17 protein-coding genes are annotated in these 24,079 nt (G+C 74.0%); 5 read left to right on the plus strand and 12 right to left on the minus strand.

The window, feature by feature from the left end:
• Positions 1–373 precede the first annotated feature (373 nt).
• Both IXW69_RS10870 and dinB read right to left on the minus strand, forming a co-directional pair.
• A complete protein-coding gene (locus tag IXW69_RS10870; protein WP_194786361.1) occupies positions 374–754 on the minus strand; it encodes a DUF3040 domain-containing protein in 381 nt (126 codons plus the stop codon).
• A gap of 122 nt (positions 755–876) precedes the next feature.
• Entirely contained in the window at positions 877–2,142 is a 1,266-nt protein-coding gene (gene dinB / locus IXW69_RS10875) for a DNA polymerase IV (protein WP_194786362.1), read from the minus strand.
• 246 nt (positions 2,143–2,388) lie between these two features.
• Between dinB and IXW69_RS10880 the strand changes: the two genes are divergently transcribed.
• Positions 2,389–3,132, plus strand: a complete 744-nt coding sequence (locus IXW69_RS10880; protein WP_194786363.1) for a spermidine synthase — start codon at positions 2,389–2,391, stop codon at positions 3,130–3,132.
• A gap of 19 nt (positions 3,133–3,151) precedes the next feature.
• On the opposite strand, the gene IXW69_RS10885 is transcribed toward IXW69_RS10880, so the two are convergent.
• Positions 3,152–4,456 (minus strand): MFS transporter, encoded by a 1,305-nt coding sequence (locus tag IXW69_RS10885; RefSeq protein WP_194786364.1) that lies wholly within the window; start codon positions 4,454–4,456, stop codon positions 3,152–3,154.
• Positions 4,453–5,403, minus strand: a complete 951-nt coding sequence (locus tag IXW69_RS10890) for a proteasome assembly chaperone family protein (protein ID WP_194786365.1) — start codon at positions 5,401–5,403, stop codon at positions 4,453–4,455. The genes IXW69_RS10885 and IXW69_RS10890 overlap by 4 nt, the downstream gene beginning before the upstream one ends.
• Positions 5,404–5,673: 270 nt before the next feature.
• On the opposite strand from IXW69_RS10890, the gene IXW69_RS10895 reads away from it, so the two are divergent.
• The 3 genes from IXW69_RS10895 (at position 5,674) to IXW69_RS10905 (ending at position 12,291) form a co-directional block, all read left to right on the plus strand.
• Positions 5,674–8,241 (plus strand): HelD family protein, encoded by a 2,568-nt coding sequence (locus IXW69_RS10895; RefSeq protein ID WP_194786366.1) that lies wholly within the window; start codon positions 5,674–5,676, stop codon positions 8,239–8,241.
• Positions 8,242–8,439: 198 nt separating this feature from the next.
• Positions 8,440–10,431 (plus strand): AMP-binding protein, encoded by a 1,992-nt coding sequence (locus IXW69_RS10900; RefSeq protein ID WP_407646573.1) that lies wholly within the window; start codon positions 8,440–8,442, stop codon positions 10,429–10,431.
• A gap of 93 nt (positions 10,432–10,524) precedes the next feature.
• Positions 10,525–12,291 (plus strand): AMP-binding protein, encoded by a 1,767-nt coding sequence (locus tag IXW69_RS10905; protein WP_194786368.1) that lies wholly within the window; start codon positions 10,525–10,527, stop codon positions 12,289–12,291.
• 177 nt (positions 12,292–12,468) lie between these two features.
• Here the strand turns inward: IXW69_RS10905 and dapA are convergent, their stop codons facing one another.
• The gene (gene dapA, locus IXW69_RS10910) at positions 12,469–13,365 is read right to left on the minus strand and encodes a 4-hydroxy-tetrahydrodipicolinate synthase (RefSeq protein WP_194786369.1); all 897 of its coding nucleotides are present in this window, start codon (positions 13,363–13,365) and stop codon (positions 12,469–12,471) included.
• Between the two features lie 102 nt (positions 13,366–13,467).
• Here dapA and IXW69_RS10915 point away from each other — a divergent pair, with 102 nt between their 5' ends.
• The gene (locus tag IXW69_RS10915; protein WP_194786370.1) at positions 13,468–14,196 is read left to right on the plus strand and encodes a GNAT family N-acetyltransferase; all 729 of its coding nucleotides are present in this window, start codon (positions 13,468–13,470) and stop codon (positions 14,194–14,196) included.
• A 39-nt stretch (positions 14,197–14,235) separates the two neighbouring features.
• Here IXW69_RS10915 and dapB read toward each other — a convergent pair whose 3' ends face one another.
• From dapB to IXW69_RS10950, 7 genes are all read right to left on the minus strand, one after another.
• Positions 14,236–14,988, minus strand: coding sequence for a 4-hydroxy-tetrahydrodipicolinate reductase (gene dapB / locus IXW69_RS10920; protein ID WP_194786371.1), 753 nt, complete (start codon positions 14,986–14,988; stop codon positions 14,236–14,238).
• A gap of 26 nt (positions 14,989–15,014) precedes the next feature.
• Complete coding sequence (locus IXW69_RS10925) at positions 15,015–16,421, minus strand: M16 family metallopeptidase (protein ID WP_323745293.1); 1,407 nt, start codon at positions 16,419–16,421, stop codon at positions 15,015–15,017.
• Positions 16,422–16,637: 216 nt separating this feature from the next.
• Positions 16,638–19,016, minus strand: a complete 2,379-nt coding sequence (locus tag IXW69_RS10930) for a polyribonucleotide nucleotidyltransferase (protein ID WP_194786372.1) — start codon at positions 19,014–19,016, stop codon at positions 16,638–16,640.
• 388 nt (positions 19,017–19,404) lie between these two features.
• A complete protein-coding gene (locus IXW69_RS10935; RefSeq protein WP_194786373.1) occupies positions 19,405–21,717 on the minus strand; it encodes a glycoside hydrolase family 3 N-terminal domain-containing protein in 2,313 nt (770 codons plus the stop codon).
• A gap of 264 nt (positions 21,718–21,981) precedes the next feature.
• Positions 21,982–22,251: a 30S ribosomal protein S15 gene (gene rpsO, locus IXW69_RS10940; RefSeq protein ID WP_194786374.1), complete on the minus strand. Its 270-nt coding sequence runs from the start codon at positions 22,249–22,251 to the stop codon at positions 21,982–21,984.
• Positions 22,252–22,467: 216 nt separating this feature from the next.
• Entirely contained in the window at positions 22,468–23,508 is a 1,041-nt protein-coding gene (locus IXW69_RS10945) for a bifunctional riboflavin kinase/FAD synthetase (protein ID WP_194786375.1), read from the minus strand.
• Between the two features lie 34 nt (positions 23,509–23,542).
• The gene (locus tag IXW69_RS10950) at positions 23,543–23,992 is read right to left on the minus strand and encodes a hypothetical protein (RefSeq protein WP_194786376.1); all 450 of its coding nucleotides are present in this window, start codon (positions 23,990–23,992) and stop codon (positions 23,543–23,545) included.
• Positions 23,993–24,079 lie beyond the last annotated feature (87 nt).

Here is a 24,079-nt window from a genome sequence, read left to right on the forward strand (position 1 = left end):
TCATCGCCCTGGCCCACCGCCGCATCCTCACCCTGCACGCCATGATCCGAGACGGCGCCCTCTACGACCCCCAACCAACCCACCAGCTACCCGCTGCCGCTTGACCAACAACATAGGGGCACCCCCCTAGCAGGCGGGCGCTCGGAAGGCCCCGGACGCGCGGGCGGCACACGGACGTGGAGGCCTCTCCTGGACGTCCTGACGGGCCTGCCGCCCCTCAGGACGCGAGAACGCCGCCCTTCCCGGAGGGAGGGCGGCGTGCGGGGCGTCGGTCGAACGAAGGAGTGACGGTGGAGCGAAGTGGGGGGGGTGGAGCGATGTGGGGGGCGGTACGCAGCGTCCGTCGACCGCTCGACGGGGCGGGCCGTGCGGCTCAGCGCTGCTGGTCGCGCCGCTGCTCCCAGCGCTCGGACTGGCGGTCCATGAAGCCGGCCCGGGAGTCCGACGCCCTGCGCGGAGCCTCGGGCGCGGCGGGCTGAGCCCGGGTCAGCATCATCGTGACGCCCCAGACGGCGAGGCCGAACCCGGCGACGCCGAGGAGGATCGAGACGACGCCGTGACCGACGGCGACCCCGCCGACGAGGACGGCGAGACCGAGGAGGATGAGGGCGACGCCGCCGCCCACGTGGCGCGGCGAGAGGCGACCGAGCTCACGCTCGGCGTCGTCCATGGAGTCGACGAGGGTGGGGTCCTCGTCGTGGAGCTGCTCCTCGAGGTCGCGCAGCACCTGCTGCTCGCGCTCCGACAGGGCCATGGCTTCCCCCTTTCCGTCATCGTTGCCGCGTGGGGCGCCCGGGGACACGGGCGGCCCGGGGACGCGGTGCACCCAGGATAGGCGCAGGGGCGCACCCGTGGAAAACCCGCTCGCGTAGCAGCTCAGCCGGCGCCGGGAGCACCTCCACGCTCCGTGCCGTCCTCGCCCCTCGGGTCCCGTGGACGCAGGAGGCTGGCGGGCGCGACGGCAGCACTCCCCCACCGTTCGCGGACGGCGTCGGCCGCCCGCTCGGGAGCACCCCGGCGCGGGTCGTCGTCGAGCAGGAGCTGAACGCCGTCGTCGGCGCGGGACAGTCCCTCGACCCGCACGCCGAGGAGCCGGAAGCCGCCGCCGGGCGTCGGGAGGGCGTCAAAGAGCGACTCGACGACGGCGAAGACGTCCCGCGCGAGATCGGTCGGCTCGCCCACGGTGCGCGAGCGCGTCACGGTCTGGAAGTCCGCGCCGCGCGCCTTGAGGACGACGACGCGCGCTCGCAGGCCCCCGGCGCGCAGGCGGGCAGCGCACTGGTGGGACTGGTCGAGGAGGACCCGGCGGGCGTGCTCCCGGTCCGTGATGGTGTCGAAGAAGGTCGACTCGGTCCCGACCGACTTCTCCTCCCGGCCGGGTGAGACGGGACGGGGGTCGATGCCGTGGGAGAGCTCCCAGAGGTGACGGCCGGCGGCCGGCCCGAGGATCTTCTCCAGACGGCGCTCGTCGGTGGCCGCGAGGGTGCGCACGTCCCGGATGCCCCACCGCTCGAGGACGCTCTGGCTCTTCTCCCCGACGCCCCACAGGGCGCCCACCGGCAGGACGTCGAGGAAGTCCTGGGTCGCGGCCTCGGGCACGAGGAGGAGGCCGTCGGGCTTGGCGTGGGAGGAGGCGAGCTTGGCGACGAACTTGGTCGAGGCGATGCCGACGGAGGCCGGCAGGCCGAGGCGTCCGCGGACCTCGTCGCGGATCCAGCGGCCGATGGCGGTGGGGCTGCCCATGCGGCGGCGGGCGCCGGAGACGTCGAGGAACGCCTCGTCGACGCTCACCTTCTCCAGGACCGGGGTGACCTCACCGAGGATCGCCATGACCTTCCGGGAGACCTCGGAGTACACGCCGTGGCGGACGGGTAGCACGACGGCCTGCGGGCAGCGGCGGGACGCCTCGGCCATGGACATGGCGGAGGTGACGCCGTAGCGACGGGCCTCGTAGGTGGCGGCGGAGACGACGCCGCGCCCGCGCGCACCGCCCACGATGACGGGGCGGCCGCGCAGCTCGGGGCGCTCCAGGAGCTCGACCGAGGCGAAGAAAGCGTCCATGTCGACGTGGAGGATCGGGGTGGCGGAGTCGTCGTCGCCCCAGGAGCGGCGCGCCTCGGCGGCGCGGGGTGCTCGGCTCATCCCTGCTCCTCTCTCACTGCTGCACGTCACTGCCACGGGGCACGTCGGTGGTCCCGTGGCCGGGGCCCTGCTCCCGGGGGAGGGTCGCACGGTCGGCACCCGTCCCGGCGCCCGATGCCACCCGTCGAGGTGCTCACAGGCTAACGTGCGCGTGTGACACGCAAGCAGGGGCGCAAGAGCACGGGACCGGGACCGGGCCGGGGCGCGGAGGGAGCGCCGTCGCTCAGAGCGCTCCCCGTCGGCCCCGTGCCCACGACCTTCGCGACGGCCGAGCTCGAGGTGAGGGACACCGGCGTCCTGCTCCTCCTCGACGGAACCGAGTCGTCCTGGATCGACCTGCGCGACCCGGCGCACCTCGACTTCGAGTACCAGCAGCAGATGGACGCCGTGCTCGGGGTGCTGCGTCCCGGGTCCGAGCCCGTGCGCGCGGTCCACCTCGGCGGGGCGGGCTGCGCCCTGGCGCGGACCTGGGAGGCGACGCGGCCGGGCTCGACCCAGCTCGCGGTCGAGATCGACGCGGTTCTCGCCCATAGGGTGCGCGGGTGGTTCGACCTGCCCCGCTCCCCCAGGCTGCGCATCCGGGTGGGTGACGCGGCCGAGGTCGCGCCGACCCTGCGGCGCGGCGAGTGGGACGTCGTCGTGCGCGACGTGTTCGCCGCCGGGGCGGTGCCCGCGGCCTGCCGGACGGAGGAGTTCCTCGAGGCGTGCCGCGGGGCGCTCGCACCCGGTGGCGTCTACCTCGCCAACGCGGCCTCGGCCCCGCGCGAGGCCGCGGGGGCGGAGCTCGCCGCGGTGCGACGCGTCTTCGGAGGCGCCGTCGTCATCGCGGACGCGGCGGTGGCGCGCGGCAGGCGGCGCGGCAACCTCGTCATCGCGGCGCGGACGGAGCCCTTCGACGCCCTGGAGCTCGAGGAGCTCGAGCGGGCCGTGAGGCGCCTGCCGCTCCCGGTGCGCACCTGGCGGCCCGACGACCCGGCGCTGCCGCGCTGAGCGGCGCTCACCGGTCGGCTCAGAAGGAGGCGACGGCGCCGTCGCGCATCCGACGGCGCGTGAGCGAGCGGGAGACGGCGACGCCGGTGATGCCCATGGCCCACACGACGGCCGTGGCCGCGAAGGCGACGCGGAAGTCGGCGTCCGTGCGTCCGCCCGTCGCGTCGAGGACGACGCCGACGAGCTCGACGGCGAGGATCGTCGCGGTGAAGCCGCCGACGTTGACCATGCCCGTGCAGGTGCCCCAGCGGCTCGGCTCGTTGAAGGAGCGAGCCGAGTCGAAGCCGATGCCGGAGAACGGACCGGTCACGCCGCACACGGAGGCGACGACCATCGCGGACACGACGTGGCTCGGGCTGAGCAGGGCGACGGCCCAGGCGACGAGGGACACGAGGCCAGCGCTGAGGACGATCGTCGAGCGGTGGGCGGGCAGGCGGACCGAGAGGCTGCCCGCGAGGAGACCGCCCACGATGCCGGCCACGGTGGAGACGGTGATGGCCCAGGAGGCCGTCGAGGCGCTCAGCCCCATCCCCTCCGTCATCCAGGACATGCCCCACATGAGGGTGAAGACCGCCATGGGGAACATCCCGATCCAGTGGGTGAAGAAGCCGAGCCACGTCCCGGGCTGGTGGGCGACGGCTCCCATGGTCGTCCAGACGCTCTCGCGGTCACCGGTCTCCGCGCGCCGCCGCGCCGCCTCGGCGCCTCCGTCGGCGCTGTCCCGGATGAGGGCGAGCCCGAGCACGAAGACTCCGACGCCGACGCCGCCCATGGCGGTGAAGGCCTGCGCCCAGCCGGCGCGGTGGAGCAGTGCGAGGAAGGGGAAGGCCGAGACGATCTGGCCGACCTGCCCGAGGATGGAGACGAGCTGCGTCATGACCGGGACCCGTCCGAGGGCGAACCAGGCGGGGATGAGCCGGATGGCGCCGATGAAGGACGTGGCGTCACCGGCCCCGACGAGGACGCGGGCGACGATCGCGGCGGGCAGGGAGTGGGCCAGGGCCAGGCCGACCTGTCCGGCGGCGACGACGAGGGCGCCGCTGGCGAGCACGCGGCGCGAGCCGAAGCGGTCCAGGAGGAGCCCGACCGGTACCTGCGCGAGGGCGTAGACGCCGAGCTGGAGGACGACGAAAAGCGCCAGGACCGCCGAGCCCCCGCCGAATCGGTCGCCAGCCAGGGGCACGGCCACGGAGAAGCTCGTCCGGCCGGCGACGGCGATGACGTACACGAGGACGGAGGTCGCGAAGACCGTCCATGCGCGGGCGCCGGGTCGACGGTCGGGGTCGAGGGTCAGGGTCTGCCCGGCCCCGGCGTCCTCGCTCATCGGCTCTGGTCCCCGTCCTGCGGGTGGGACTCGTGGGAGCCGTCCTCGCCGTCGGCGGGCCGGTCGTTAGCCTCGAGGAAGGCCTCGAGGCGGGCGCCGATCTCGTCGGCGGAGGGGACCTCGAGCATCTCGGTGAGGTGGTCGGTGTCGACCTGCGGCGGGGCGAAGGCGTCGAACTGTGCCTCGAGGGCGGCGACGACGGCGCCGACGTCGGGCTGGTCCGCGCTCTGGGCGTCGATCTCGGCGCGGTTGACGGCGGCGGCGGCCTCGAGGTCACCGAGCGGGAGGGCGAGGCCCGTGACCTCGGCGACGGCCGACAGGAGTGCGGAGGCGCCCGCCGGGTAGTCGTCGCGCGCGACGTAGTGCGGGATGGAGGCGGTCAGGCCGCGGGAGTCCAGGCCGACCTCGCCCAGCCGCAGCTCCAGGAGGCCAGCCACGGCGCCTGGGAACTCGACGGTCCCGTAGAAGTCGGGCTGCTCCGGCAGGAGCTCGGGGCGCGAGCCGTGGTGGTGGACGTAGGTGGGCCGCGTGTGCGGCACGGCCATGGGCATGCCCGCCAGGCCGATGGCCTGGGTGACGCCCATGGTGAGCGCCAGGTGGGTGACGGCTCCCGTGAACTCGTGCCACCGGTAGTCGGGCTCGGCGCCGTGCAGGAGGAGCAGGTCCTCACCGTCGTCGTCCTGGAGAAGGTCGAGCGCGATCTCGGGCATCTCGACGTCCGTGTAGGAGTGGGTCGAGAAGGTCATCGGGGGGCGGCGCGCCCGGTAGTCGACGAGGGAGTCCGCGTCGAAGGTCGCGAGACGCTCGTGCGGCAGGGTCATGAGGAGCTGCTCGACGGCGAGGGCACCGGCGTGGCCGGCGTCCATCGCCCCGTCGAGGTGGTGGATGAGGACGCGCGGGGAGACCGGCTCGTCCGCGACGTGCTCCACCGTGTACATCGGCGTCATCAGTGCCTCGCCCTCCTTCCGTCCCGGGGACCGTCCGGTCCGGACCCCGACCCCGCCTGGTGCGGGGCACGGTCGGTCCAACGCGTCGGGCGCCGCGCCTGTTCCCGGCCCGGTTCACCTGCGGCGATCGGTCTCGGTCGGGCGGCGTTCGCCGTGGGCGTCCGCGCGAGGGGCTCGGCAGGAGAATAATGGGCTGACCCGATCGAGCGGGACGACGCCCACGGGCGCGCCGCCCGACGGCCAGCCAGGACCCGAACCCAGTGAGACCTCGTGAGCGCAGCCAGCCAGTCCCCCTCCCGTCCCGACGACGCAGGCGCCGCGAGCGCGCAGCACCCCTCGGGAGCCGGGAGCGTTCGCGAGCGCGAGGTCGCCGGGGAGCAGCGCGTCGTGGACACGGCCTACGGGGAGCTCGACCGCCAGCTCGCCGCGGCGCGCCGCTCCCTGGCCGCGACGGAGGCCAAGGGCGTCACGGGCACGCACCAGTCCCGGGGCGAGCGCGACGCCTACGCCGTCCACTACACGAACCAGGTGACGACCCTCGAGGGCGTTGAGGACCGCCTCGTCTTCGGGCGCATGGACATGGCGGAGGGCGCCGTGGCGGAGACGGCCGAGCGGGCACGGGCGGGCGCAGAGCGCCCCGCGCCCTCCCCCGTGACCGACGGCGGGCGCCGCCACTACGTCGGCAGGATCGGCCTGCAGGACGCACAGCATCGCGAGGTCGTCCTCGACTGGCGCGCCCCGCTCGCCCGTGCCTTCTACCAGGCGACCGCGTCGCGCCCCCTCGGGCTCGTGCGGCGCCGTCACATCGACACGCGCCGACGCACCGTCGTCGGCCTCGAGGACGAGCTCATCGACGCCGCGGCCGTGACCGGGCCCTCCGTCACCTCGGAGGCCGACGGCGGAGGACCCGGGGCGGTCTCCGCGGAGGAGCTCCAGGGCGAGGGAGCGCTCATCGCCGCGATGAGCGCCGCGCGCGACGGGCGCATGGGAGACATCGTCGCGACGATCCAGGCCGAGCAGGACCGCATCGTCACCTCGGACGGCAAGGGCGTCCTCGTCGTCCAGGGCGGCCCGGGCACGGGCAAGACCGCGGTGGCGCTGCACCGGGTCGCCTACCTCTTCTACTCCGAGCGCGCGCGCCTCGAGCGCTCGGGAGTCCTCCTCGTCGGGCCGTCGCGCACCTTCCTGCGCTACGTCGAGCAGGTCCTGCCGTCGCTCGGTGAGACCGGCGTCGTGGCGACGACGGTCGCCGACCTGGTCCCGGGTGTCCGCGCTCGTGGCACGGAGCCTGCCGCCGTCGCCGAGGTCAAGGGCCGCGGCGTCTGGGCGGAGATCCTGCGCCGGGCGGTGCGGGACCTCCAGCGCGTGCCTGACGGGCCGCGCGAGATCGTCGTCCAGGGCACGCGCCTCGAGCTGCGGCCGGCGGACGTGCGCGAGGCCATGGCGCGGGCCCGCCGGTCGGGCAGGCCGCACAACCTCGCCCGGGAGACCTTCGTGCTGTGGCTCCTGGAGCGGCTCACGGACCAGTTCGCAGCGGCCACGAACCAGGACGCCTCGGACGCGGACACGCGCGCCTGGATCCGCGAGGACGTGCGCACGGCGCGCGACGCCCGCCGCGAGATCAACCTGTGCTGGATGCCGACGACACCCGTCGGGCTCCTCGAGAGGCTGTGGGCGCGGCCGGCGCTGCTGGAGCGCCTCGCCCCGGAGCTGAGCGCCGAGGACCGGGCGCTGCTCGAGCGCCGCCCGGGCGCCGAGCTGACGGCGGCCGACGTGCCGCTCATCGACGAGCTCGCCGAGCTGCTGGGGCCGAGCGAGGACGCCGAGGCCCGCCGGACGCGGCTGGAGGCGCGCCGTCGCGAGGAGCTCGTCGCCTACGCGGCCCAGGCCATCGAGTCGCAGGACCTGGGTGGCGGCATGGTCAACGCCGAGATGCTCGCGGACCGCGTCGCTGACTCGGGCCCGTCCCTGACGCTGGCGGAGCGCGCGCGGGCGGACCGGACGTGGACCTACGGGCACGTCGTCGTCGACGAGGCGCAGGAGCTGGGCGACATGGCCTGGCGGGCGCTCGCGCGGCGCTGCCCGGTGCGCTCCTTCACGGTGGTGGGCGACCTGGCCCAGTACTCGGGCCCGACGGCGCCCAGCTCGTGGGGCGAGGTCCTTGCGGAGCTCGGCACGGCACCGGCCGACGACGCCACCTCCGGAGCGCCGGCCTCCGGGACGCGCGGCCGCTCCGGGAGCGGTGCCGCGCGCGGGCCCCACGGGGGGCGGCGTGGACCGCGCAGCCGTCGAGCAGCCTCGACGCCGCTGCGCGAGGAGGTCCTCACGGTCTGCTACCGCACGCCGGCCACGATCATGGCGGCGGCGGACCGGGTCGTCACGGGCCTCGGCGCGCCGCCGGTCTACCCGGTCCGCTCCGTGCGCGACCTCCCGGACTGCCTCGTCGTCGCCCCGACCTCGGCGTCCGTGGCACGGGACCCCTGGGAGGAGGCGGTGCGCGCCGCCGTCCGGGAGGAGGTCGCCGCCCTGGACGCCGAGGTCGGCACAGGCGGTGGTCGCATCGCCGTCATCACTCCTGACGCGCCTCAGGTGGCCCGGGCCCTCGGCGCGGACCCGGCGCTGGCCGCCGCGATGGAGGCGCCCGGCGAGGACGTCCTGCGCTCGCGCGTCGCGGTCATGGGCCCGGTCCTGTCGAAGGGCCTCGAGTTCGACGTCGTCGTGCTCCTCGACCCGGCGAGGATCGGGGCGGTGAGCCCGGGTGACCTCTACGTGGCGATGACGCGGCCGACGCGTCGTCTGCGGGTCCTCTCCCAGGAGGCGCTCCCGGCGGGTCTGTGAGACTGCCTTCCGCGCCGGGCCGCTCCCTCCGCAGCGCAGGACCGGGGTCAGGAGTGCGTTGAGTGGGACGCCACAGGGTCCTGACAGCCTCCGTCGATGCGAAGTTACGGAACCGTAGGTTACGGTTGCGTCAGTCGTCAGCCGCGTCGGCGCCGCCCAGCGCCGAGCAGCACGGACGCCGTCGGAAATGAGGAACCCGTGACCGATCCCAGCGCACCCCGCGCCGCGCAGGACGCCCCCGCGTCCGCGGACGAGAACGCCTCGGAGCACTACCTGCGCCCGCACTACTCGCCGGGCGTCCCCGCCGTCATCGCGCCGGTGACCGAGCCCCTGTCGATGATGCTCTCCGACTCGGCCCGCCGCTTCCCCGAGCGCGTCGCCCTCGACTTCATGGGCGCGACGACGACCTACCGCGTCCTCGAGCACCGCGTGGACAAGGCGGCCGAGGCCCTGCGCCGTCTCGGCGTCAAGCCCGGCGACGTCGTCGGCCTCATCCTGCCGAACTGCCCCCAGCACGTCGTCCTCGCCTACGCCGCGTGGCGGATCGGCGCGATCATCGCCGAGCACAACCCCCTCGCCCCCGCGGCCCAGATCCGCGAGCAGATCACCATCCACCACGGCCGCGTCATCGTCGCCTGGGAGAAGACCCTCGACCGCCTCGTCTCCGCGACCGGCTCGATGAGCGAGGCCGGCCTCGACGGCCTGCGCGTCCTGTCGGTCGACCTCTCCCGCGGCCTGCCCGTGCGCAGCCGACTCGCCCTGCGCCTGCCCGTCGCGGCCGCGCGCACCCAGCGCCGTGAGCTGCGCGCCCCCGTCCCCGAGGGCGTGCGCTCCTGGGACGACCTCGTCGCGGCCACGCCCGAGATCAACCCCGACCTGCCGCTTCCCGACGTCGACGACGTCGCCGTGCTGCTCTACACGGGTGGCACCACGGGAACCCCGAAGGCCGTCATGCTCACCCACCGCAACCTGCGCGCCGACGCGGAGATGAGCCTGGCCTGGGCCTCCCAGACCTGCGAGGTCGGCGCGGAGACCTTCTACGCGGTCCTGCCCTTCTTCCACGCCTTCGGACTGAGCCTGTCGCTCCTGTGCGCCGTCGGCATCGCCGCCACCCAGGTGGTTTTGCCCAAGTTCGGCGGGGACCTCGTCCTGCAGGCCTGGAAGCGACGCCCGGCGACCTTCTTCCCGGGCGTGCCCGTCATGTTCGACCGCATCGTCAAGCGGGCCCGGGAGACCGGCGCGGACCTGTCGAGCTGCAAGATCGCCGTGTGCGGCGCCGCCGCCAACCCGAAGACGGTCGCGGAGGCCTGGGAGCAGGAGACCCGCGGCGTCATCATCGAGGGCTACGGCATGACCGAGACCGCCCCGATCATCCTGGGCAACCCGATCTCCCGCGAGCGCCGCCCCGGGGCGCTGGGCGTCCCCTTCCCGTCGACCGACGTGCGCCTCATCGACCCGGAGTCCTCCGACCCCGCGGCCGAGGTCGCCCCGGGCGAGGTCGGAGAGCTCATCGTGCGCGGGCCGCAGGTCTTCGCCGGGTACTGGGAGAACGAGGCCGAGACCGACGCCGTCATGCTGCCCGGCGGCTGGCTGCGCACCGGCGACCTCGTCCGCCAGGCCGAGGACGGCTTCTACGTCATCGCCGACCGCCGCAAGGAGCTCATCATCTCCGGCGGCTTCAACATCTATCCCACCGAGGTCGAGGCCGCCGTCCGCTCCATGCCGCAGGTCGAGGAGGTCGCCGTCGTCGGTCTGCCCGGTGGCGAGGGCGACGCCGGCAACGAGCGCGTCGTCGCCGCGATCGTCCCCAAGGAGGGGCAGACCGTCACCCTCGAGCAGGTCCGCGAGTGGGCCGAGAAGACCCTGTCCCACTACGCCCTGCCGCGCCAGGTCGAGATCCTCTCGGAGATGCCGCGCTCCCAGATCGGGAAGGTGCTGCGCCGCGTCGTGCGAGACGAGCTGCTCGCCGCCCGCGAGGCGGCCTCCGGCGCCGCCACCGCTGCGGCCAACGCGTCGCAGAGCGCGGCCACGGCGATCGTCGGCCGTCTCGGGCGGTCCGGCGCGGAGAGCGGCTCCGAGACGGCCCCGGAGGCTGGCCGCCCGACCGGCTCGGCGAGCCCCGCCGACACCGACGCTCCCGTCGGCTCGGAGCCGACCGCCGACTCCGGCACCACGCCCGACGAGCACTGACGTCCCACGCCGCTCGGTCCGGGTCAGGACGACCCGGGCCAGCGGCGTGCCGTACCACCCGTTACGCCACCGCGCCCACGAGGAGCCCCTCCGGTGACCACCGACCGCGACGACGCAGGCCTGTACGAGCGTCCCCACTACCAGCCCGGCGTCCCGGCGACGATCGAGGTGCCCGAGGGGCCGCTCTCCGAGCTCCTCGAGACGGCCGCCGCCTTCTACCCCGAGCGCGTCGCCATCGACTTCCTCGGCGCGACGACGACCTACGCCGGGCTCCTGGCCGCCTCCGAGCGGGCCGCCCAGGTGCTGCGCGACGCGGGGGTGCACCGGGGCGACCGCGTCGCCGTCCTCCTGCCGAACTGTCCCCAGCACGTCGCCCTCATGTACGGGGCGCTGCGGATCGGCGCGATCGTCGCCGAGCACAACCCCCTCGCCCCCGCCGAGGAGGTCCGCGCCCAGCTCGAGAACCACGGGGGTGACGTCGTCATCGCGTGGGAGAAGGGCGTCGAGCTCGTCCTCGACCCGCGCTCGCGCGCCGCCGGCGGCACCGGCCCGGAGGCTGACGACGTCGACCCGCTCGCCGGGCGCACCGTCTTCTCCGTCGACGTCTCCGCGGCCCTGCCCGCGCGCCTGCGCGCCGCGCTCCGCCTCCCGGTCGAGAAGGCGCGCAGCACGCGCGCCTCGATGCGCGCCGAGTCCCTGCCGGAGGGTGTGCGCTCCTGGGACCGCGCCGTCGCGCGCGCCGAGCGGATCCCCCCGTCATGGCCCTACCCGGCCGGGGACGACGTCGCGGTCCTCCTGCACACGGGCGGCACCACGGGCACGCCCAAGGCCGCGATGCTCACCCACCGGAACCTGCGGGCCAACGCCAACCAGGCGATCGCGTGGGTGCCGATGCTGCACGAGGGCGGGGAGTCCTTCCTGTGCCTCCTGCCCTTCTTCCACGCCTTCGGGCTCACCTTCAACCTCTTCTGCGCCGTGCAGAAGGCGGCGAGCCAGGTCATGATGCCGAAGTTCGACGTCGCTGAGGTGCTGCGGGCGCAGAAGCGGCGCCCGCTCACCTTCTTCGTGGGCGTGCCGGTCATGTTCGAGCGGATCCTCGCCGCCGCGGAGAAGGAGCGCGCGGACCTGTCCTCGCTGCGCTTCGTCGTCTGCGGGGCCTCGCCCATGCCGCCCGAGGTCGGGGCCCGCTGGGAGGCGGCGACCGGTGGGCTCTTCATCGAGGGCTACGGCATGACGGAGACGAGCCCCATCGTCGCGGGCACGCCGATGAGCGCGGACCGGCGCCTCGGTGCGCTCGGCCTCCCCTTCCCGTCCACCGACGTGCGGATCGTGGACGCCGACTCGCCGCACCCGGCCCCCGAGGCCGAGGTTCCCGACGGCGAGCCCGGCGAGCTGCTCGTGCGCGGCCCGCAGGTCTTCGCCGGCTACTGGGGGGACGAGGAGGCCACCGCCGCCTCGATGCTGCCGGGCGGCTGGCTGCGCACCGGTGACGTCGTGCGCCGCGAGGACTCCTTCCTCTGGATGGCGGACCGCAAGCGCGAGCTCATCCTCACCGGCGGCTTCAACGTCTACCCCTCGCAGGTCGAAGACGCGATCCGCGGGCACGAGGGCGTCGCGGACGTCGCCGTCGTCGGCGTGGACGGCGGCGCGAACGGCGAGATCGTCGTCGCCGCGGTCGTCCTGGAGCACGGGGCCTCTGAGGGCTCGGTCACCCTCGAGTCGGTCCGGACGCACGCCGAGCGCTCCCTCCCCCACTACGCGCTGCCGCGGCGCCTCGAGGTGATCGACGCACTCCCGCGCTCGGTCATCGGCAAGGTGCTGCGCCGCGAGGTGCGCGCCCTCGTCTCCGCACGCGGCTGAGCGGTGGCCGTCAAGGCGCTTCCCCGCACAGCGGGAGACGTCCTCGGCAGCAAAGCAGACGCCGTCGGCGCCACCGCGTGCCGAGGACGTCTGCCTGTGCGCGTGCCGAGGACGCGCCGAGGCCGCGGGATCTCCCTGAGTGAGTCCTCGACGCCCGCCTGGCGACCGCTCGGGGCCTCAGAGCAGGCCGGCGGCGTCGAGGACGCGCCGCAGCTCGGCGACCTCGTCCTCGCCGGCGCGCACGAGCGGGAGCCGCAGCTCGGCCGAGGGGATGCGCCCCTGGAGCAGCAGCGCCTCCTTCGCCATGACGGCGCCCTGGCCGCCGCCCATGATGGCGCGGGTGACGGGGCGCATCCGCTGCGCGACGGCGCGGGCGCCGGCGAGGTCGCCCTCATCGACCTCCTGCACCATCTCGCGCCAGGAGTGGGCGTCTGCGTGGGCGACGACGCTGATGACGCCGGAGGCGCCGTGCGCGAGCCAGGCGAAGTTGAGGCCGTCGTCGCCGGAGTAGTACTCGAGGCCGGTGGCCTCCATGCGCTGGAAGCCCTGCTCGACGTCGCCGGTGGCGTCCTTGACGGCGAGGACGCGGTCGTGCTCGGCGAGGCGCTTGAGGGTGTCGTCATCGATCCGCACGCCGGTGCGGCCCGGGATGTCGTAGATGATGACCGGGAGCTCGGTGGCCTCGACGACGGCCATGATGTGCCGGTAGACGCCCTCCTGGCTGGGGCGGTTGTAGTACGGGGCGTTGATGAGGAGACCCTCCGCGCCTGCCTCCTGCGAGCCGACGCCGACGCGCACGGCGTGGGCCGTGTCGTTGGAGCCGGCGCCAGCGACGAGCATGGCGCGCCCAGCCAGGGCGTCCTTGACCTCGCGCAGGAGCGTCTGCTTCTCCGGCAGGTGCGTGGTGGGGGCCTCGCCGGTGGTGCCGGCGAGCAGGATCATGTCCGCGCCGTCCTCGACGAGGGTGACGGCGAGGGACTGGGCGGCCTCGACGTCGATCTCGCCCTCGTCGGTGAAGGGCGTGACCATCGCGACGCCGACGGAACCGAAGGACCTGCGCGGGAGGGAGCTCATGGCGACAGGCTAGCGACGGGCCCGAGCCCGCGCGCGCCACCACCGCAGTGTGGATGGTCGACGCGCTGGGGAGCAGCGTCCCGGGCCGATAGGCTCGCACGCATGACGAGCCCCGAGAGCACCGGCCCCTCCCCGTCCCACGAGCACGCCGAGACCCCGAGCGTCTTCGACGCCGACCTCTCCTCGGGCCTCACCGCCGAGGCACGTGGCGGGCTGGAGTCTCAGGGCGGGCACTCGCACCCCGCCGAGGCCGGCGGCTTCGTGCGCGAGGCGACCCCGGCGGACCTCGAGGCGATCGGGGCGGTGCACGCCGCCGCGATGCGCGCCTCCCTCGAGGCGGCCCACGCCGCCGCCCACGACGGCGCGCCGCTGCCCGCGGGCGTCGCGGCCATGATCGCCGCGCCCGTGCTCGCCGCCGGCTGGGAGGGCGCCGTCGTCGAGCCTCCGAGCACGCGCCACCACGTGCTCGTCGCGACGCTCGGGGACGAGGTCGTCGGGATCGTCGCCCTCGCCCCGACTCAGGGCGTCGTCGATGAGAAGGAGACCACGGACGCCCCGGCCTCCGTTCGGGAGCCGGAGCCGGCCGCGGAGATCACTGCGCTCGGCGTCCTGCCCGAGCACCAGCGCGAGGGCCACGGGTCCCGTCTGCTCGCCGCCGCGACGGACTACGCGCGGCAGGACGGAGCCCGGGTGCTCCTGCAGTGGGCTGTCCGCGGGGACGAGTCCGTCTCCGGGCTGCTCGCCGCGTGCGGGCTGGAGCGGACCGAGTCGCGCCGCGAGCTCCCGGTGGGCCAGGGCGTCACCGAGGACTGCTGGGCCGCCGCGCTCTGAAGCTCGTAGCTCAGAGACGCTAGGGCCGAGGCCTCGGTCTCAGAGGTCGAGGAGCTTGTCGAGGCCGATCGTGAGGCCGTCGCGCCCGGAGACCTCGCGCACGGCGAGGATGACGCCGGGCATGAAGCTCGCACGGTCGAAGGAGTCCGTGCGGATCGTGAGCTGCTCGCCATCGTTGCCGAGCACGACCTCCTCGTGGGCTGTCAGCCCGCGAAGGCGCACGGCGTGGACGTGGATGCCGTCGACGACGGCGCCGCGGGCCCCGTCGGGGTCCGACTGGGTGGCGTCCGGGACCGGGCCGAGCCCGGCCTCGGCGCGGGCGGCGGCGATGCCCTGCGCGGTCGCCACGGCCGTGCCGGAGGGGGCGTCCACCTTGTTCGGGTGGTGGAGCTCAATGATCTCGGCTGACTCGAAGTAGCGCGCGGCCTTGGCCGCGAAGGACATGGCGAGGACGGCGGAGAGGGCGAAGTTCGGGGCGATGAGGACGCTGCGTCCACCGGCCTCGGGCCGGGCGAGGTGCTCGCGGACGCGGCCGTAGGACTCCTCGGTCCAGCCAGTGGTGCCGACGACGACGTCGACGCCGGCGTCGATGAGGGAGTGGACGTTGGCCTCGGTGACGCTGGGGACCGTGAAGTCGACGGCGACCTCGGCACCGCCCAGGGACTCGGGGGTGATGGGGTCACCGGCGTCGAGGCGGGCGACGAGCTCGAGGCCCTCGGCGTCCTCGACCGCCAGGCAGACGGTCGATCCCATGCGCCCGGCGGCGCCCACCACTGCTACACGCTTCGTCATGGGAGCCACCCTAACGGCGAGAGGCCTCAGGCGGCCGGGCCGACCAGCACGCGGGCCCGGTCCTGGCCGGCGAGCCAGACGGCGAGCTCCTGGACGTCCTCGGCGGTGACGGCCTCGAGGCGGCGGAGGTTCTCCCCCATGGAGCGCAGGCGGCCCGTGACGACCTCGCCGCGCCCGAGGCGCCCCATGCGGGCGAGGGAGTCCTCGCCGCCGAGCACCATGGCGCCGCGGATCTGGCCGCGGGCCCGCGCGAGCTCGCGCTCGGTGACGCCGTCGGCTGCGAGGCGCTCGAACTCGCCGACCATGACGGCGCAGACCTCGTCGACGTCCTCGGGGGCGCAGCCGGCGTAGAGGCCGAAGGCTCCGGCTCCGGCGTAGGAGGAGTCGAAGGCGTAGGTCGTGTAGGCCAGGCCCCGCCTCTCGCGGACCTCCTGGAAGAGGCGCGAGGACATCCCGCCGCCGAGGATGGTGGTGAGGACGCTCATGGCCCAGCGCCGCTCGTCGCGCACGGGGATGCCGCGGCAGGCGAGGTGGACGTGGGACTGCTCGGCGTCTCGGACGACGGTGACGTCGTGGACGGGCGGGGCGTCCATCGCGACGGTCTCGAAGCGGCGGGGACGCGGGACGGCGTCGGCGCTCGCGCCCCAGCCGGCGGTGGCGAGGTCGGACAGGACCCGCTCGCAGACCTCGTCGTGGTCGACGGCGCCGGCCACGGCGACGACGAGGGAGTCGGAGGCGTAGGTCCGCTTGTAGTGGTCCCAGACGGCGTCGCGGGGCACGGAGCGCACGGCCTCGGGCGTGCCGCCGATGGGCCGGCCGAGCGGGGTGTCCTCGCCGAAGGCGGCCCGGTTGAAGGCCTCCTGGGCGACGTCGAGGAGGTCGTCGGCGGCGTCGGCGAGCTCGGAGACGATGACGCCGCGCTCGGTCTCGACCTCGGCGGGCGTGAGGAGGGAGGAGGTCACCATGTCGGTGATGATGTCGAGGGCCTCCATGGAGTCCTGGCGCTGGACCCGGGCGTAGTAGGAGGTGTGCTCCTTGGAGGTGGCGGCGTTGGACTCGCCGCCGATCATGTCGAAGGCCTCGGCGATGCCGCGGGCGTCGCGGGTGGCGGTGCCCTTGAACATGAGGTGCTCGAGGAAGTGGGTCGAGCCCTCCTGGCCGGGGACCTCGTCGCGCGAGCCGACGCCGAACCAGGTGCCGAGCGCGGTGGACCGCAGTCCGGGGACGGACTCGGTGATGACGCGGACGCCGCCGGGGAGGACGGATCGGCGCAGCGTCGCGCCGTCGTCGCTGAGGGTGAGCTCGGTGGCGGGGTCGCCGGCGCGGCCGCGAGCGAGGGCGACCTCGTCGTAGGAGGCCTCGAAGTCGCCGGTGCTGTGCCCCTCGGAGGGGGCGGGGGTGCTCGAGGGTGATGGGGTCACTGCGCTGGTCACCCGGCGAGCCTAGCGGCCGGGCGCCCGCTCCCCGCCGTCGGCCTCCTCACGCCTCGCCGACGGCGTAGCGACCGCACGGGACGAGCCCGCGAGCTGTCTGCGCGAGCGCTCCGAGGGAAGGACGACGGGAGCCGGGACCACCGTTGGGGTGGTCCCGGCTCCCGTCGTTGCTCACTGGTGCACAGGGCGCCCAGTGCTCAGATGCTCAGCGCAGCCTCACTCGGAGTCCGAGGAGTCCTCGCTCGTGCGGGTGCGGCGGCGGCGCGGGCGGCGCTCACGGCGCTCGCCGTCGCCCTCGCCGGACTCGCGACGGCGCGGGCGGCGCTCACGGCGCTCGCCCTCGTCCTCGCCGCGCTCGGAGCGGTGGGCCTTGGCCTCGTCCTCGGCCGCCTGCTGCTCCTCGTTGAGGACGGCGTGCAGGCTCAGCTTGCCGCGCTGGTCGATCTCGGCCAGCTCGACGTTGACCTTGTCGCCCACGTTGAGGACGTCCTCGACGTTCTCAACGCGCTTGCCGCCGACGAGGCGTCGGATCTGCGAGATGTGCAGGAGGCCGTCCTTGCCGGGGGTGAGGGAGACGAAGGCGCCGAAGGTGGTCGTCTTGACGACGGTGCCGACGAAGCGCTCGCCGATCTCCGGCATCTGCGGGTTCGCGACCGCGTTGACGGCGTCGCGGGCGGCCTCGGCGGAGGGGCCGTCGGACGCGCCGATGTAGACGGTGCCGTCGTCCTCGACCGTGAGGTCCGCGCCCGTGTCCTCCTGGATCTGGTTGATCATCTTGCCCTTGGGGCCGATGACCTCACCGATCTTGTCGACCGGGATGTGGACGGTGAGGACGCGAGGAGCCGTGGGAGCCATCTCGTCAGGGCCGTCGATGGCCTGGTCGATGAGGTCGAGCAGCTTGAAGCGGGCGTCGCGCGCCTGGCCGAGGGCACCGGCGAGGATGTCCGAGGGCAGGCCGTCGAGCTTGGTGTCGAGCTGCAGCGCGGTGATGAAGTCGCGCGTGCCGGCGACCTTGAAGTCCATGTCGCCGAAGGCGTCCTCGGAGCCGAGGATGTCCGTGAGCGTGGCCCACTTGGTCTCGCCGTCGATCTCCTCGTGCATGAGGCCCATGGCGATGCCGGCGACCGGCGCCTTGAGCGGCACGCCGGCGTTGAGCATGGAGAGCGTCGAGGCGCACACCGAGCCCATCGAGGTGGAGCCGTTGGAGCCGAGGGCCTCGGAGACCTGGCGGATGGCGTAGGGGAAGTCGTCCTTGCTCGGCAGGACCGGGACGAGGGCTCGCTCGGCCAGCGCCCCGTGACCGACCTCACGGCGCTTGGGGGCGCCGACGCGTCCGGTCTCACCGGTGGAGAAGGGCGGGAAGACGTACTGGTGCATGTAGCGCTTGTGCTTGATCGGCGAGAGGTCGTCGATCTGCTGCTCCATGCGCAGCATGTTGAGGGTGGTGACGCCCAGGATCTGGGTCTCGCCGCGCTCGAAGATGGCGGAGCCGTGGACGCGGGGCAGGACCTCGACCTCGGCGGCCAGGGTGCGGATGTCCTTGAGGCCGCGGCCGTCCATGCGAATGCCCTCGGTGAGGGTGCGGTGGCGGACGAGCTTCTTGGTGACGGACTTGAAGGCTGCCTTGAGCGCCTTGACGTCCTCCTCGGCGGGGAACTGCTCGGCGAGCTCGGCGAGGACCTCGTCGCGGACGGCGTCCGTGGCGATGTCGCGGGCCTGCTTGCCCTCGGTGGCGATGGCGCCGGCGAGGTCGTGGGCCACCGCGGACTTCTCGACAGCGTCGTACTGCTCGTCGGAGTAGTCGAGGTAGAGCGGGAACTCGGCGGTCGGCTTGGAGGCGTGCTTGGCGACCTCCATCTGGGCCTCGCAGAGGGCCTTGATGTGCGGCTTGGCGGCCTCGAGGGCCGTGGCGACGATGGCCTCGGTCGGCGCGGTGGCGCCGTCCTGGATGAGGTCCCAGGCGTTCTCGGTGGCGCCCGCCTCGACCATCATGATCGCGACGTCGCCGTCCTCGAGGACGCGGCCCGCGACGACCATGTTGAAGGTGGCGCGCTCGAGCTCGCTCCAGCGCGGGAAGGCGACCCACTGCCCGTCGATGAGGGCGAGGCGGGTGCCGGCGACCGGGCCGGCGAAGGGCAGGCCGGCGATCTGCGTGGACATCGAGGCGGCGTTGATGGCCAGGACGTCGTAGGCGTCGTCGGGGTGGATGGCGAGGACGGTCTCGACGACCTGGACCTCGTTGCGCAGGCCCTTGACGAAGGAGGGGCGCAGCGGGCGGTCGATGAGGCGGCAGGCCAGGATGGCGGAGGTGCCCGCGCGGCCCTCGCGGCGGAAGAAGGAGCCGGGGATGCGGCCGGCGGCGTACTGGCGCTCCTCCACGTCCACGGTGAGCGGGAAGAAGTCGAACTGGTCCTTGGGGTGCTTGCCCACGGTGGTGGCGGACAGGACGGCGGTCTCGCCGTCGAGGTAGGCCATGGCTGAGCCGGCGGCCTGCTTGGCGAGGCGGCCGGTCTCGAAGCGGACGACGCGCTTGCCGAAGGAGCCGTTGTCGATCACGGCCTCGGCGGCGGTGACCTCGGGGTCATCAAGGAACATCGGTGATGTGTCTCTTTCTGTCGATCGGGGCAGGACCGTGGCCTTCGATCGAGGCCCACGGAGCGGCTCGGGCCCAGCCCGTGCGGGCGGCTCGCCCGTGCACCGTTCCGGAGGCCACCACCGAAAACCGACGTGCCCTGCCGTCCGGCGGCCGGGGTCGTTCCCCGTCACCGGGCCCGCTGCGCAGGCGGCGGGCGACGCGCCCTGCCCCTGCAGCCGCGCGGTCGGTCCGGGGCTCCCCCGTACCCACGCGCGACGCGGACCCCTGGATCCTACCGTGAGAGCGCGTCATCTCGCGGGAGCCGGGGCGTTCAGCCCCGTGAGATGGGACGCGGCGCCGCCCTCCCCTCGCGGGGAGGGCGGCGCCGCGGGCGGTGCGGACCTTGTCTCAGCGCACCTCGAGCACCGTGGCGGCCGTGGCCTCGCTCGAGCCGCCGACGAGGACGTCGATCGTCGTCGCGTCCTGGCGCCACGTGCGCGACGCCGCGCTCCAGTAGCGCAGCTGGTCCGGCCCGAGCGGCAGCTCGACCCTCACGGTCTCGCCGGCGGCGACGGCGATCCTGCGGAAGCCCTTGAGCTCGCGCAGCGGGCGGCTCGACTCGCCGTAGCGCTGGTGGACGTAGAGCTGGACGACCTCCTCGCCGTCACGGCTCGAGGTGTTCGTGACGTCGACCGTCACGGTCGCCGTCTCCCCGATCGCGATCGAGTCGGCCGACATCCGGGGCTCGGAGTGCTCGAAGGTCGCGTAGGACCCGCCGTGGCCGAAGGGGAAGAGGGGCGTCGACTCCTCGTCCCAGTAGCGCTCCCCCGCGGCCTCCGGCTGGAAGGTCCGGTAGTGGGAGTAGATCATCGGCACCTGGCCGACGGTCCGCGGCCAGGTGAAGGGCAGGCGCCCGGCCGGGTCGACGTCGCCGAAGAGGGCGGCTGCGACAGCCTCCCCGCCGCGCGTGCCCGGGTACCAGACCTGGACGACGGCGGGCAGGTTCTCCTTGGCCCAGCGCAGGTCGAGCGGGCGCCCAGACATGACGAGGGCGACCGTCGGGGTCCCCGTCGCGGCGACCCGCTGGAGCAGCTCGAGCTGGCGTCCCGGCAGCTCGAGGGTCGAGGTCGAGGCGCGCTCGCCGATGTGGTTCTGCGGCTGCCCGACGACGACGAGCGCGACCTCCGCGCCCCTCGCGACCTTGACGGCCTCCTCGAGGGCGGCCTCGTCGTCGAAGTCGTCGGGACGACGCGGCAGGTTCTCCGCGGGCTCCTGCTCGTCGAACATCGACGGGAAGTGCCGTCCAGGCGCCCACTCGCCGACGGCGTGGTCGACGCGGACCCCCTCGCCCGCGCGGGCACGGACGCCGGCGAGGATCGTCGAGACCTCGGAGAGGTCGTAGTCGAAGACCCACGGGCCGATGGTGTCGCGAGGCGAGTCGGCGAGCTGGCCGATGACCGCGATCGACTTCTGGTCGGTGAGCGGAAGCACCGGAGCGCCGCCCTGGGCGCCGTCGGGGACCTCGTTCTTGAGCAGGACGATCGTGCGCTCGGCGGCCCTGCGGGAGACGTCGCGGTGCGTCGGCTCCGCGAGCGCCGCCGGCGCGGCCTCGGCGTCGACGTAGGGGTGCTCGAACAGCCCCATGCGGAACTTCGCCGTGAGCACGTGGCGGACCGCGGTGTCGATCGCCTCGATCGTGACGTCACCCGCCTCGAGGGCCTGCGGAAGCCGCTTGTAGGCGGAGTCCGTCATCCCCATCTCCATGTCGAGCCCGGCGGAGACCGCCCGGGCTCCGGCGTCGGTGAGGTCGCGCGCGAAGTGCTGGACGGCGAGCGACTGCACGGCGTTCGCGTCGGAGACGACGAAGCCGTCGAAGCCCATGTCCTCGCGCAGGACGTCGGTGAGGAGCCACCTGTTGCCGGAGGCGGGCACCCCGTTGAGGTCCATGTAGGCGCTCATGACGTTCCCCGCGCCGGCCTCGACGGCGGCGCGGAACGGCGGGAGGTAGACGTTCCAGAGCTCGGAGTCGGAGATCTCGGAGTCCTCGTAGTCGCGGCCTCCGCGCGCGGCGCCGTAGCCCGCGAAGTGCTTGGGGCCGGCGATGATGTGGTGCTCGTCGGTGCCGTAGGTGTCCCCGCCCTGGAAGCCGCGGACCTGCGCGGCCGCGACGGCGGCGCCGAGCACGGGGTCCTCGCCCGCGCCCTCGATGATGCGCCCCCAGCGCGGGTCGCGTGCGATGTCGACCATGGGGGCGAAGGCCCAGGAGATTCCGACGGCGCGCGCCTCCGCCGCCGCCGCGGACTGGGCGGACTCGGCGACCTCAGGGTCCCAGGAGGCGGCCATCGCGATCGGTACGGGCATGATGGTCCGCAGGCCGTGGATGACGTCGTAGCCGAGGATGAGCGGCACGCCGTGCGGCGACTCCTCGACGGCCATGCGCTGGAGGGTGTTGGCGACCTCGGGGTCGCGGACGAAGAGGACGGAGCCGGCACGGCCTGCGCGTACCTCGTCCTCCACCATCTCCGGCTGCTCGAGGAGCGCGCGGTACTCCTCGGGCACGTCCTCGGGGCGGACGCCGTCGATCTCGGGACGCATCGAGCGCAGGTAGAAGTACTGGGTGATCTGGCCGGCCTTCTCCTCGACGCTGAGGCGCCCGAGGAGGTCCTCGACGCGCTGCTCGACGGGGAGGGACGGATCCAGGTAGGGGGCTTCGTTGCTCATGGGCACTCCTTCGTGCTGGGGCGGTCGCCGGCACCCGGTCCTGAGACGGCTGGACGGCTGCCGGGGCGGGGCGGACAATATCCGACCGCTCGCTCGATTGTAGGCGCCTCCCCTCCCGCGCACCACCCCACGCGAGGGGCGTCGTTCGGGTCCCGGCACGACAGCCGGGGCCGTGACGCCGATCGAGCGCGAACGCGCCCCGGCCCCGCTCTCCCAGAGGAGGGCAGGGCCGGGGCGACGGGCTCGAGCTGCGCTCGCGCGGGCTCAGCGGCGGATGCCGAGCCTGGCGATGAGGGCGCGGTAACGCTCGATGTCCTCCTTCATGAGGTAGTCGAGGAGGCGACGGCGCTTACCGATGAGGAGGTAAAGACCGCGGCGCGAGTGGTGGTCGTGCGTGTGGGTCTTGAAGTGCTCGGTGAGGTTGGAGATGCGCTCGGACAGGACGGCGATCTGGACCTCGGGGGAGCCCGTGTCACCCTCGTGGGTGGCGTACTCGGCGATGATCTGCTTCTTGCGCTCGGGGGAAACCGACACGGTTGCTCCTCTTTCTCGTTGCGCGGAGCGCCGGGGCTTGTTCTCCCGGGCATGACACGTCCGCGGCCGATCGACGGCCCGCCCACAGTACCAGCGACCGGAAGGACCACGACCGCCCCGGCGCCGTCCGCCGCCGTGGGATCGGTCTCAGCGGCGTGCCCGAGCGCGCCCGGCGGCCGCACGCCTGATCAGGCAGTGACGCTCAGGAGATGACGATCAGGCGGTGACGTCCTCCGGACGGACCCTCAGCCTCTCCGGCTCGGGGACCCCGAGGGCGCGCGCGGCGTCGCGGACGTCCTGGTCCATCTGGGTCAGGAGAGGCTCGAGGCCGTCGAAGGCGAGCATGGGGCGAAGGTGCTCGACGAGGTCGATGGCGACGACCTCCCCGTACAGGTCGAGGTCGGCGCGTCCCAGGACGTAGGCCTCGACGGTCCTCTCGGGCACGTCGTCGAATGTCGGGTTGGTGCCCACGGAGATGGCGGCGGGCAGCCGCTCCTCCCGCGCCCCGCGGGTCTCACCGGATCCGGGCTCCCGCACGAGCCACCCGGCGTAGACGCCGTCGGGCGGGACCACGCCGACGCTCGCGGCGTCGAGGTTGGCCGTCGGGAAGCCGAGCTCACGGCCGCGGCGCAGCCCGTGGACGACCGTGCCGCGAAGGCGGTGCGGGTGGCCGAGGACGCGCGCGGCTCCGGCGACGTCGTCGGTCTCGAGCAGCTCGCGCACCCACGTGGAGGACCATCGACGGCCCTCGGGAGAGAGGACGTCGGAGACGATCTCGACGTCGACGCCGTCCTCGCGGCCGATGCGGGTCAGGGTGTCGGCGTCGCCGCCGTTGCCACGCCCGAAGCGCACGTCGTCCCCGACGACGACGGCGCGGGCGCCGAGGAGCTCCTCGAACCAGGTCCGCACGAAGTCCTCAGGCGACTGGTCGGCGAAGTCGAGCGTGTAGTGGATGACGAGGACCGCGTCGAGGCCGGAGGCGGCAAGCCCCTCGAGACGGTCCGCCAGCGAGGCGACGAGCTCGAGGTGGGAGTCGGGGCGGTGGACGCGCGCCGGGTGCGGGTCGAAGGTGACGGCGACGGCGAGAGGCCGCACCTCCCCCGTGCCGGTCTCCTGGGCCCGGGCGACGACGCGTTCGAGGATCGCCTGGTGCCCGCGGTGGACGCCGTCGAAGACACCGATGGTGACGACGCTGCCGGTCCCGTCCGGCCCCGCGAGGGTCGACGGCACCTGCTCGGGCCCGTACCAGACCTGCACGACTGCTCGCTCCGTTCCGGACGTTCCGCGGAGCTCAGTGGGCGCCGCAGGCGCAGCCGCCTGAGGCCTGCTCGCCGTGGGCGTGCTCGTGGTGGTGCCCGTGGCCGCCGCAGCCGCAGCCGCCGCCGGTGGCGGACACGTCGCGCAGGCCGAGGACGTTGCCGGGCTTGTGGCCGGGGACGACGCCGGCCGCAGCGTCGGAGCCGGCGGCCGCTCCGCCCTGGGCCGGGACGGCGACCTGGACCGAGCCGTCGGCGAGGACGCTCATGACGTTGGCGGCGATGCCGGTGGGGTCGGCGGTCTCCATGGACTCGGCCGTGACCGGCTCGGGCTCGACGTAGCCCTCACCGAGCGGCTGGGAGTCGACAGGAGCGGCGGCGCGCTCGTGCCCCGGGGTCCGCGCCTCGTGACCGCCGCAGCCGCAGCCGCAGCCGGCACCCTCACCGGTGGTGCTCTGCTGGGCGGTGTCCGTCTGCTCGCTCATCAATATCTCCTGCTGTCCTACTGGTGTCGTGCTCGTGCGGTGCTGCGGTCTGGTGCCGTGCGGGCCCGTGGCCGCGCAGCCGGCCCA

It is taken from the genome of Actinomyces haliotis (assembly GCF_015355765.1).
In the GTDB taxonomy this organism is placed as follows: Bacteria; Actinomycetota; Actinomycetes; order Actinomycetales; family Actinomycetaceae; genus Actinomyces; species Actinomyces haliotis.

Coding starts and splice junctions, on each gene's coding strand:
- IXW69_RS10870 (WP_194786361.1), bottom strand. CDS start 754: ATGGCCCTGTCGGAGCGCGAGCAGCAGGTGCTGCGCGACCTCGAGGAG.
- dinB (WP_194786362.1), bottom strand. CDS start 2,142: ATGAGCCGAGCACCCCGCGCCGCCGAGGCGCGCCGCTCCTGGGGCGAC.
- IXW69_RS10885 (WP_194786364.1), bottom strand. CDS start 4,456: ATGAGCGAGGACGCCGGGGCCGGGCAGACCCTGACCCTCGACCCCGAC.
- IXW69_RS10890 (WP_194786365.1), bottom strand. CDS start 5,403: ATGACGCCGATGTACACGGTGGAGCACGTCGCGGACGAGCCGGTCTCC.
- dapA (WP_194786369.1), bottom strand. CDS start 13,365: ATGAGCTCCCTCCCGCGCAGGTCCTTCGGTTCCGTCGGCGTCGCGATG.
- IXW69_RS10915 (WP_194786370.1), top strand. CDS start 13,468: ATGACGAGCCCCGAGAGCACCGGCCCCTCCCCGTCCCACGAGCACGCC.
- dapB (WP_194786371.1), bottom strand. CDS start 14,988: ATGACGAAGCGTGTAGCAGTGGTGGGCGCCGCCGGGCGCATGGGATCG.
- IXW69_RS10930 (WP_194786372.1), bottom strand. CDS start 19,016: ATGTTCCTTGATGACCCCGAGGTCACCGCCGCCGAGGCCGTGATCGAC.
- IXW69_RS10935 (WP_194786373.1), bottom strand. CDS start 21,717: ATGAGCAACGAAGCCCCCTACCTGGATCCGTCCCTCCCCGTCGAGCAG.
- IXW69_RS10950 (WP_194786376.1), bottom strand. CDS start 23,992: ATGAGCGAGCAGACGGACACCGCCCAGCAGAGCACCACCGGTGAGGGT.